10 protein-coding genes and 1 pseudogene are annotated in these 10,240 nt (G+C 62.7%); 8 read left to right on the forward strand and 3 right to left on the reverse strand.

Features of this window, described 5'->3' with window-relative positions:
- The 8 genes and pseudogenes from ENZ75_RS09550 to ENZ75_RS09585 form a co-directional block, all read left to right on the forward strand.
- Window positions 1–853: pseudogene (locus ENZ75_RS09550) on the forward strand (acetyl-CoA carboxylase biotin carboxylase subunit); the annotation flags it as partial.
- Between the two features lie 9 nt (window positions 854–862).
- Window positions 863–1,738 carry a carboxyltransferase domain-containing protein gene (locus ENZ75_RS09555; protein WP_013533154.1) on the forward strand — a complete coding sequence of 292 codons (876 nt, stop codon included), beginning with the start codon at window positions 863–865 and terminating at the stop codon, window positions 1,736–1,738.
- Complete coding sequence (locus ENZ75_RS09560; RefSeq protein WP_063167471.1) at window positions 1,728–2,699, forward strand: biotin-dependent carboxyltransferase family protein; 972 nt, start codon at window positions 1,728–1,730, stop codon at window positions 2,697–2,699. The genes ENZ75_RS09555 and ENZ75_RS09560 overlap by 11 nt, the downstream gene beginning before the upstream one ends.
- Window positions 2,638–3,699: an ABC transporter ATP-binding protein gene (locus tag ENZ75_RS09565; protein WP_244514266.1), complete on the forward strand. Its 1,062-nt coding sequence runs from the start codon at window positions 2,638–2,640 to the stop codon at window positions 3,697–3,699. The genes ENZ75_RS09560 and ENZ75_RS09565 overlap by 62 nt, the downstream gene beginning before the upstream one ends.
- Window positions 3,696–4,430, forward strand: a complete 735-nt coding sequence (locus ENZ75_RS09570) for an ABC transporter ATP-binding protein (RefSeq protein WP_013533157.1) — start codon at window positions 3,696–3,698, stop codon at window positions 4,428–4,430. Before ENZ75_RS09565 ends, ENZ75_RS09570 begins: the two co-directional genes overlap by 4 nt.
- Window position 4,431: 1 nt before the next feature.
- Window positions 4,432–5,337, forward strand: a complete 906-nt coding sequence (locus ENZ75_RS09575) for a branched-chain amino acid ABC transporter permease (protein WP_013533158.1) — start codon at window positions 4,432–4,434, stop codon at window positions 5,335–5,337.
- Between the two features lie 4 nt (window positions 5,338–5,341).
- Entirely contained in the window at window positions 5,342–6,433 is a 1,092-nt protein-coding gene (locus ENZ75_RS09580) for a branched-chain amino acid ABC transporter permease (protein ID WP_063167470.1), read from the forward strand.
- Between the two features lie 42 nt (window positions 6,434–6,475).
- Complete coding sequence (locus ENZ75_RS09585) at window positions 6,476–7,669, forward strand: ABC transporter substrate-binding protein (RefSeq protein ID WP_013533160.1); 1,194 nt, start codon at window positions 6,476–6,478, stop codon at window positions 7,667–7,669.
- A 109-nt stretch (window positions 7,670–7,778) separates the two neighbouring features.
- Here the strand turns inward: ENZ75_RS09585 and ENZ75_RS09590 are convergent, their stop codons facing one another.
- The 3 genes from ENZ75_RS09590 to ENZ75_RS09600 form a co-directional block, all read right to left on the reverse strand.
- Entirely contained in the window at window positions 7,779–8,447 is a 669-nt protein-coding gene (locus ENZ75_RS09590; RefSeq protein WP_063167469.1) for a nuclear transport factor 2 family protein, read from the reverse strand.
- Window positions 8,444–9,826, reverse strand: coding sequence for an aspartate aminotransferase family protein (locus ENZ75_RS09595; RefSeq protein ID WP_063167468.1), 1,383 nt, complete (start codon window positions 9,824–9,826; stop codon window positions 8,444–8,446). The genes ENZ75_RS09590 and ENZ75_RS09595 overlap by 4 nt, the downstream gene beginning before the upstream one ends.
- Window positions 9,827–9,922: 96 nt before the next feature.
- The coding region (locus tag ENZ75_RS09600; protein ID WP_206617022.1) for a LamB/YcsF family protein at window positions 9,923–10,240 on the reverse strand (318 nt) is incomplete at its 5' end.

The following is a 10,240-nucleotide window of genomic DNA, read 5'->3' on the forward strand; positions in this document are numbered from 1 at the left end:
GAACTCGCTTGCCGAGTTCGAACAAGCCTTTCCTCAGGCCGAAGCAGAAGCCCTCGCCGCCTTTGGCGATGGTGGTCTCTACATGGAAAAGGTGATCGGCAAGGCCCGCCATATCGAGGTGCAGGTGCTGGCAGACGGAAGCGATGCCATCCACTGCTACGAGCGGGAGTGCTCGCTGCAGCGGCGACGCCAGAAGGTTTGGGAGGAGGCGCCGTCGCGCGCACTTTCAGACAGGCTGCGCGAAGAGCTCTGCGCTTCAGCGGTCGCCTTGGCCAAGGCGGTCAAATACTCTGGTGCCGGCACGGTAGAGTATCTTTACGACGATGAAGCAGACCGCTTTTACTTCATCGAGATGAACACCCGTATCCAGGTCGAGCACCCGGTCACCGAAGCGATCACCGGCATCGACCTCGTTGCGGAGATGCTTCGCATCGCCGGCGGCGAGAAGCTGCGGATCCGGCAAAGCGATGTCTCCGTCAAAGGGCATGCGATCGAAGTCCGGCTCAATGCCGAAGACCCGGCGAAGGAGTTCGCTCCATTCCCCGGGCAGGTGGCCGAGCTTCGCATTCCCGGCGGTCCGGGCGTACGCTTCGATTCGATGCTCTATCAAGGCTATCAGGTGCCGCCCTTTTATGACTCGCTGCTTGCCAAGCTGATCGTGCATGCAGAGACGCGCGAGGCGGCGATAGTGCGCCTGATCCGCGCGCTCAACGAGTTGAAGATCGGCGGGCTCAAGACCACCAAGCCGCTGTTTCTTGCGCTGGCCGCCGATCCGGCGATGCGGGCGGGAGACGTGCATACCCGCTGGCTGGAAGGCTGGCTCATCGAAAACGCCGCAGCATTGGCGGGTTAAGGAGGACCGATGTCGATACGATTCAACTTCGGCGGTGACGAACATATCTTCGGCGAGGTGTCCGAAGAAATGTCGCTCACCTCCTTCTTTACCGGCCTTTCGATGACCAATGCGGTGCGTACGGCAGGCATCCGAGGCGTCACCGAGATCTGCCCAGCCAACGCCAGCTTCCAGATTCGCTTCAACCCCGACATCGTCAAGCCGCAGGATTTGCTCAGCGAACTGAAGTCGATGGAAGAGGCCGCCTCGAAGTCGGACCCGGTGCTGAAGACCCGGATCATCGAACTGCCGGTTTATTTCCAGGATCCATGGACGCGTGAAACCTGCCTGCGCTTCCGCGAGCGCCATCAGGACCCCTCCTCCACCGATCTTGAATATTCGGCACGCATCAACGGCTACGCCACGGTGGAAGAGTTTATCGAGGCCTATTCCGGCCAGCCCTGGTTCGTATCGATGGTCGGCTTCGTCGCCGGACTGCCCTTCCTGTACCAGATGGTTGAGCGCAAGAAACAGATTCAGGCGCCGAAATACTTGCGTCCACGCACCGACACTCCCAAGCTCACCATTGGCCATGGCGGCTGCTTTGCAGCGATCTATTCGGTACGCGGCGCTGGCGGCTACCAGATGTATGGCATAACCCCGGCCCCGATCTACGACCCGACCAGGAAGGTGCGCTACCTCGCCGATGACATGTGCCTGTTCAAGCCAGGCGATATCGTCAAGTTCAAGGCCATTGGCCGCGATGACTACGACGCCACGCTTGAGGAAATCGAAGCCAATCGGTGGCAGCCGACGGTTCGCGAGTGCACCTTCAGCCTGAAGGATTTCAACAGCGACATTTACGGCACCAATGCAAAGCTGATGGAGCTTATCAATGGCCGTTAAGGTAATCTCTCCCGGCCTCTCCACTTCCGTGCAGGACCTTGGCCGACCCGGCCACTATCATGTCGGCATTCCAGAAGGCGGCGGCATGGACCGCTTTGCGACACGCATCGCAAACCTGCTTGTCGGCAACGATCCGGGTGCCGCGGTGCTCGAAGCCACTTTCATGGGTCCCGAACTCGAATTCACCCAATCCGCGGTCGTCGCCGTCACAGGTGGAGAGCTCCCACCCAAACTCAATGGCGAGGAACGGTCGACGTGGGAAAGTTTTCCGGTGAAGGCCGGTGACCGACTTTCTTTCGGCTTCCTCAAGGGCGGCGCGCGCGCTTATCTGGCCGTCTCCGGCGGCATCGACGTACCCGTGGTTCTCGGTTCGCGCTCGACTTACATTCTGGGCGCGCTTGGCGGCCATCAGGGCCGCACGCTGAAAGCGGGCGATGAGCTTCCCCTCGGCGAAGGTTCCGGCAAAGCCGGTCTTTCACTGCCTGCAAATCTGCGCCGCGCGCGCAATAGTCCGGCGGAACTCAGAATGCTTCCCGGCATATACTGGCATCGGATCACTGAGGCTGCCGGCAATCGGTTCTTTGAGGAAACCTGGAAGGTCGCGCCCGAAGCCGACCGTATCGGCTATCGCTTCCGCGGCGGAACGCCGCTGGAATTCGTCGAGCGCGAGCAGCCTTTCGGTGCGGGCTCCGACCCCTCGAACATCGTCGATGCCTGCTATCCTTACGGATCCGTCCAGGTGCCGAGTGGCACTGAGCCGATCGTTCTTCACCGGGACGCGGTTTCGGGTGGCGGGTATATGATGCTGGGCGTGGTGATATCGGCCGACATGGACCTTATCGCCCAGCTCCAGCCGCACACCCCGGCGCGCTTCGTCCCGGTGACGCTGGAAGACGCGCTTGCCGCGCGAACCGAACAGCGCGCCGCGCTGGCGCGTGCTGAAGGGCATCTGGCCGGCTGACGTCAGCCGGGAATGCCGGCGGAGGAGCCGGAGGCGAGGAGATCGGCCGGCCAAAACCGACCGCGCGTGGCGGAAGACAAAATCCGGTGCGCGAAACGACAAGACGACGCCGGGCAACGGCGTGAATTTGGCACCCGAGCAGTCCGCTAGAGACCGCCGGAACCGACAGGGGAAGACATTTGCAACGTGGCTGGCCGCAAGGCCGGATGCTTCGCGCCTTTCCGTCGGTAGAAAGAAGGAAAGGGTCATGAGTCATCTGAGCGCGGAGAACGTCTCGGTATCGTTTGCGGGGCTGAAGGCCCTGTCATCGGTAGACCTCCAAATTACGCCCGGCCGCATCAGTGGCCTCATCGGCCCGAATGGCGCTGGCAAGACCACGCTCGTCAACGTGCTGACCGGCTTCCAGGCACCGACGGAAGGCACCATCAAGCTCGACGGGGAAGCACTCACGGGTCTCAAGCCGCATCAGGTCCGGCGGCGCGGCATTGCCCGCACCTTTCAGGGTGGGCGGCTCTTCCGCGACCTGCCTGTGTTGGACAATTTGGAAGTGACCGGCGTTGGCCTGGGAATGAGCCGGCGCGCTGCCATCGCCGAAGCGGAAGCGATGCTCGACTGGATAGGCATCGGTGCGCTGGGTACCCGCATCGCCGGAACGTTGCCATACACGGACGAGCGCCGCGTCGCCATTGGCCGCGCCCTGATGGGACGGCCCGCATACATCCTGCTCGACGAGCCCGCGGCTGGCATGAGCGCACTGGAGGCGCGGGAGCTTTCCGCCCTGATAAGACACATCGCCAGCGATCTCGGCTGTGGTGTCCTGCTCATCGAGCACAATGTCGGGCTGGTGCTCGGCCTTTGCCAGCATATCGTCGTGCTCGATTCCGGAGCGATTATCGAGGAAGGACCGCCTGCCGCGATCCGCGACAGCGAGAAGGTGCGCCACGCCTATATGGGCACGGCCGCGAACACCGACCTGCCTGTGCTGGAGGCGATGGAATGAGCCTGCTCGCCCTTTCCGACATCACCATCCGCTACAGCCGTCTCACGGCGGTCCGCAATGTCTCCTTCTCCATGGACGAGGGAGAAATCCTGTTCATCACCGGCCCGAACGGAGCCGGGAAGTCTTCGCTGCTGCGCGCGATCGCCGGTGTTACGCCGGTGGCGGGCGGCCGGATCGACCTTGCAGGTCATGAGATCACCGGCCAGGCGCCGGAGAACATCGCCCGGCTCGGATTCTCCATGGTGCCGGAGGGGCGCGATGTCTTCGGCTCGCTGACGACCGAAGAGAACCTTCTGGTCGGAACCGGCATGCACGCCCGCGAACGCGGCTGGCGCAGCCGAGCGGCCGACGAACTCGAAGCCGTCTACGCAACCTTCCCGATGCTGAAAGAGAGGCGGCACGGGCAGGCGGGATTGCTGTCCGGCGGGCAGCAGCAAATGCTGGTCATCGGCCGCGCGCTGATGACCAATCCGCGGCTTGTAGCCATCGACGAGCCTTCACTGGGCCTCGCCCCCAACATCAACGACCAGGTCTACGAGCGGCTGATCGCGCTGCGTGCGCAGCGCCAGCTCACGCTCCTGATCGTTGAGCAGAGCTCGGCCCGGGCGATGATGGTGGGCGGGCGGATGATCCTGATGCGTGGCGGACAGATCGTGCTCGATGGCGACGCGCGGACGCTCGGCAATGGCGAGGCGATCCAGGCTGCCTATTTCGGCTACGAGGACAATTGAGATGCTTCAGATCCTGTTCGACGCACTCTCGCTTGGTTCGCTCTACGCGCTCGGGGCGCTCGGCATTGCCCTCATCTTCGGCGTCATGCGGCTCGTGAACTTCGCGCATGGCGACGTCATCGCCTTCTGCGTCTTCGCCCTGTTATGGCCGTCTACGGACGCAATGGCCATCGTCTTCGCCGGCCAATTGCCGTGGTACCTGCTGTTGCCATTCGTGCTCCTCTGCGGGGCCGGGCTGTCGGTGCTGTGCGAAATCGTCGTCTTCAGGCGGTTCCGTCAGGCAAATCCGGCAACCATGATGATCGCCTCCTTCGCGCTCGGTTTCGTCATTCGCTACTTCCTGCTCATGCTTTTCTCCAGTCGGCCGAAATCGATCTCGCTGCTGCCCGAACTGTCCCAGCCGGTGGAGATCCTTGGTGCCAGGCTTCCCCTCCTCCAGCTCATAACGATCGTGGCCACGATGGTCATCCTGATCGGCCTGACACTGTTCCTGCGTCAAACCCGCTTCGGCCTGGAGATGCGGGCGGCGGCCGAGAACTTCTCGATGGCCCGAATGCTGGGTGTGCGTGCGAACCGGGTTATCATGGGCGCGTTCGCCCTCTCCGGCGCGTTGGCCGCCGCCATTGCACTGATCTTTGGCGCCCAGACAGGCACGCTGGACATCCAGATGGGCGCCTCGATCATGTTGATGGCCTTCATCGCCACCGTCATTGGCGGCCTCGGCAGCCTCGGGGGAGCCGTGCTCGCCGGCTTCCTGCTGGGTGCCGCCTCGGTGATCATGCAAGTCATGCTGCCCATCGACGCCCGGCCATTCCGCGATGCCTTTGTCTATGGAGCGGTCATCCTCGTCCTCCTCTTCCGCCCACAGGGGCTTATTGCCGCGCGCGGCACCAAGGAAAGGATCTGATTTCATGGGTGTCGTCGCCTCCCTCACCAACTCTACCGCTGCCGGTGCCCCGGCTGCCGAGCGAAAGCCCGCCCGCTTCGCGCTTGCCCGCCGCACAATCCTGACACCGGTCCTGCTTTCTCTGCTGCTGCTGGCCATCGCGCTGATCACGGTGATGACCGGATCGCGGCCCTTCAACCAGACGGTGATCGACGTGTTCGTCCGTGTCATCCTCGTCGTGGGCCTATACATCTTTATCGGGAATTCGGGCGTTCTCAGCTTCGGGCATATCGGCTTCACCTGCCTTGGCGCCTACGCGGCCGCGTGGCTCACCATCAATCCGATGATGAAACGCGGTTCGCTGCCGGGACTGCCCGAATGGCTGCTGGCGACCCGATTGCCGTACTGGCAATCGGCTATGCTGGCAGCATTGTTCGCCGCCCTCGCCGCTCTCATCTTCGGGCGGGTGCTGATGCGATTATCGGGCATCGCGGCTTCGATCGCGACCTTCGCGATGCTCGCCATGATCAACACAATTTATTCCAACTGGGAGAGCGTGACCGGAGCGACCTCATCGGTCGTCGGCATTCCGATCGTACGCGTGATCTGGCCGTATCTCATCGGCGCCGTGGTCGCGATCTTCATCGCCTGGGCGCACGCGATCTCCCGGTCCGGCCTGGCCCTTCGTGCTGCCCGCGACGAGCCCACCGCCGCCGCGGCTTCCGGTATCGACATTCCCAGGGAAAGATTGGTGGCATTCGTCATATCAGGCGCGGTGATGGGGCTGGGCGGTGCGCTCATGGCTCATTCCATCGGCGTGGTCACACCCGACACATTCTATCTCGGTCTCACCTTCATCACCCTTTCCATGCTCGTCGTCGGCGGCATGGGCAGCCTGTCGGGGGGTGTGGTGGGTGTCGTCCTGCTGTCCGCCCTTATCCAGGCGCTGCGCTGGCTGGAGGCAGGCGTATCGCTCGGCGAGTCCACTTTCGCCCTCCCGAAAGGGGTTCAGGAAATAGCCCTCGGCGTCATCATGATCGTGATCCTCGCGCTTCGCCCATCCGGACTCATGGGCAACCGCGAGATCACCTTACCCCGCAGCAGTCGCAACAAGTGACCGGCGGCACAAGCCCGACCGGAAAACAAAAAGGAGACGTGCATGACATACAAAATGAGAATTGTCGCAACCGCTCTGGCCTCGATGTCCATCGCATACCCGGCCCTGGCCGATGACAAGACCATCGTCATCGGCTTCGCCACTGCGGAGTCGGGCTTCATGGAAGCCTATGACAAGCCTGCGCAGGAGGCGGCCTTGATCCGCATCGACGAGATCAATGCGGCTGGCGGTCTGCTTGGAAAGCAGATCAAGGTCGTCAAGGCCGACACCAAGTCCGACCGGGCCGAAGGCGCCAAGGCGGGCCTCTCCGTGCTCGACCAGGGCGCGGATCTCGTGGTCGTCTCGTGCGACTACGACTTCGGATCGCCGGCTGCGCTCGCGGCCGAGGACGCGGGCCGTATCTCCTTCTTCCTGTGCGCGGAATCGGTCAAGGCCGGTATCCAGGGTGTCGGCCCGCACAGCTTCTCCGCGTCGGTGCTGGCGCCCGTGCAGGGCGCGACCATGGCCGAGTGGGCATTCAAGGAAAAAGGCGCAAAGGACTTCTACCGTCTGCTCGATACCTGGACGGCCTACAACAAGGGCATCTGCGACGGCTTCGACTGGATGATGCCGAAGCTCGAAGCCCAGGGCGCGAAGCTTGTCGGTGAAGACACCTTCAAGAACGAGGACGCCTCCATCGCCGCGCAGATCACCCGCATCAAGTCTCTGCCGAAGGAGCCGGATGCGATCATGCTTTGCACAATGATGCCGGGCGCTGTTTCGGCCATCAAGCAGCTTCGTGCCGCGGGCATCAACTCCATGATCCTGAATGGCTCGGGCGTCGACGGTAGCTATTGGCTATCCGCTGTGCCCGATCTGACGAACTTCTACGTCCCCGTTCAGGGATCGATCTATGGCGACGATCCCAATCCGGAAGTGCTGAAGTTCAATGCCACCTACAAGGCGAAGACAGGCGCCGATCCCTCGAGCCAGTATGTCTTTCCGGGTTACGTCATGGTCGACGTCTGGGCCAAGGCGGTGGAGCGTGCAGGCACGACCGATGCCGACGCCGTCGTCGCGGAACTGGAGAAGATGAAGAACGAGCCGACGCTGTTCGGGCCTCGTACCTTCACGCCGGAACTGCATCACCAGAACCAGACGCGGTACCTGATCGTCGAGACCAAGGCCGGCAAGCCGGGTGTTGTAGGCAACTGGACGATTTCCGAGCCGGTACCGATGGAAGCCTTGCTCAAGTAAGAAGATGGGCCGGGTAAGCCCGGCCCTTTCGTAGGATCTTGCCTTTGGACAAAAAACGAGGGCGGCCCGCTTGGACCGCCCTTCGTCGCCCGATGAATTCAGATTTTCGCTACCCTCGCGCTTTGCGGTAGGAATCCTTGAGCGCTATGAGCTCCCCCGAGAAAGCGAAGATATCGCAGCCGTCGACTTCGATTTGCTGCCCCGCTGCCGTGGTGCCGACGAAGCGCCATGATGAAAGCCCGGTGTCGCCCGTCACGACGTGCCGTCCCCTGGTCCACGCGGCCTTCGGGAAAGCATCGAACAGCGCTGCATAGGCGGCGCGCACGGCGTCACGCCCCATATGCTTGCGCCCTTCGGCATCGGGTCCGGCCGAGCCGTGGAAAGCGCAATTCTCAGCCATGCAGTCCATCAGCGCGCCCACATCGCGAGCGTTCCAGGCAGCGAGGAACCGGTCAAGCACGGCGAGCCGCCTGGCTGCGAGATCGCCGGCCTCAACGACCTCGACCTCCAGGAAGGCCAGCGGCGCATCGCCGGCATTGATGATGTTGTGGGCCACACCCGTCCGCCGCGAATAGGGCACCCCTTGAGTGAGGGCGGCTTGCGACTGCGCGCCGTCCGGGCCTTCGAGACCGAGCTTGCCGTCCGTAAGCGGCACGATGACGTAGTCATGGCCATGGATGTGCCAGCCGGTCTCGGCCCCGGCGGCAAAGCGCCATTCGGTGACCCGAAAGCGTTCGTCGTCGATATGGACGACCGGTTCGGCTTTCATGCGGGTCATTCAAGTCCCTCCTTGGCAACCGCACCGGTCAGGCGCTCAAGCGTCCGGCCCATGCGCGTCATGATTTCTTTCACATCGTCTTCTGTCGAGATCATCGGCGGGCAGAGCGCGAGCTGATCGCCGATGGCGCGGAAGATGAGGCCTTCCTCGTGGCCGAAGCCTGCTGCGATACCCCCTGCGCGCCCAACCTTGACGAAGGGGCGTTTCGTCGCCTTGTCTGCCACCAGCTCAACGGCGCCGATAAGACCGGTGCCCCGCGCTTCGCCGACAAGCGGGTGATCGGCAAATGAGCGGATGCCGGCCTGGAACGACGTCTCGAGGCGGGCCGCGTTTCCGATCAGGTCCCGCTCCTCGAAGATGGCCAGGTTTTCGAGACCCACTGCCGTCGCGACCGGATGACCTGACGCCGTGAAGCCGTGGCCGAAATTGCCGATCGTGGCGGTGTTGTCGGCGATCGCCTGATAGATCGCATCGGAGAAAATGACGGCGGCAAGCGGCATATAAGACGACGTGATTTGCTTGGAGACCGTCATGATATCAGGCGTGAAGCCGTATTTCTGAGCGCCGAAGGGCGTACCAAGCCGCCCGAAACCACAGATCACCTCGTCCGCTATCAGAATGATATCATTTGCCCGGCAGATTTTCTCCACGCCTTCCCAGTACCCGACCGGCGGTGGCAGAACGCCGCCGGCTGCCATGAGCGGCTCTCCTATGAAGGCTGCGATGGTGTCAGCCCCTTCTTCGGCGATCACCGCTTCCAGCTCGGCGAGCAGGCGCGCCGTGAAGGCGGCTTCGTCTTCGCCTGCCATGCCGAAGCGATAGAAGTGCGGGCAGGTCAGGTGGCGAACGGGAATGGCCGGCAGATCGAAGTCGCGATGGTTGACCGGCAAGCCTGTCAGGCTGCCGGAGGCGACGGTGATGCCGTGATAGCCCTTGGTCCGTGCCAGGAATTTCTTCTTTTTTGGCCGGCCCAGCGCGTTGTTCATGAACCACATCATCTTGACGATGGTGTCGTTGGCTTCCGAGCCCGACGACGTGAAGAAGACACGCGTCAGGTTTTCCGGCGTCATCTCCACGAGTTTCTCCGCGAGCCGGATGGATGGCTCATGCGCCTTGGAGGAGAAGGTGTGGTAGTAGGGCAGCTTCAGCATTTGCTGATAGGCAGCGTCGGCCAACCGCTTTTCCGAAAAGCCGACGCCCACCGACCAGAGCCCGGCCAGCCCTTCGATGTATTCCTTGCCGCGTTCGTCATACACACGGATGCCGTCGCCGCGGCTGATGATCAGCGGCCCGGTTTCTTCGTGCTGACGCAGGTTGGTGTAGGGGTGCATGGTGGTGGCGATGTCGGCGGCGGCGAGAGAGTTGGAAAGCGCATCCATGGAAGTCCTCAGCGGCTTGGAGAAATGGTTCGGGCAGTGAGTTCGAGATAGTCCTCGAGTCCCTTGCGTGGAGCTTTCACGATTCGGGAGAATGAATCATGGCAGGCCGTTGGAATGAGTGTCGATGATCCGCCGCATCAGCGCGGCGACGTCGCGCGCATTCGGCGGATCGGAGTGGATGCAGACGGTGTCGAAGTCGACCGGGCGGATCGTGCCGTCTGTCGTGACGAGTTCGCCTCGAGTAAGCGCCCCCATCATGCGGTGCTCGGCAAGCGTCAGGTCGATGGCCGACTGGACGCGCGGGATGATCAGGCTGCCGCCGGGAGCGTAGGCAAGATCGGGAAAGAACTCGCCCACGAAGGCAACGCCGAGTTCGGCTGCCGCCGTCTCGTGACAGGTTCCCGCCATGCCGAA

The sequence above is a fragment of the Mesorhizobium sp. M7A.F.Ca.CA.002.04.1.1 genome, assembly GCF_004022805.1.
In the GTDB taxonomy this organism is placed as follows: domain Bacteria; phylum Pseudomonadota; class Alphaproteobacteria; order Rhizobiales; family Rhizobiaceae; genus Mesorhizobium; species Mesorhizobium ciceri.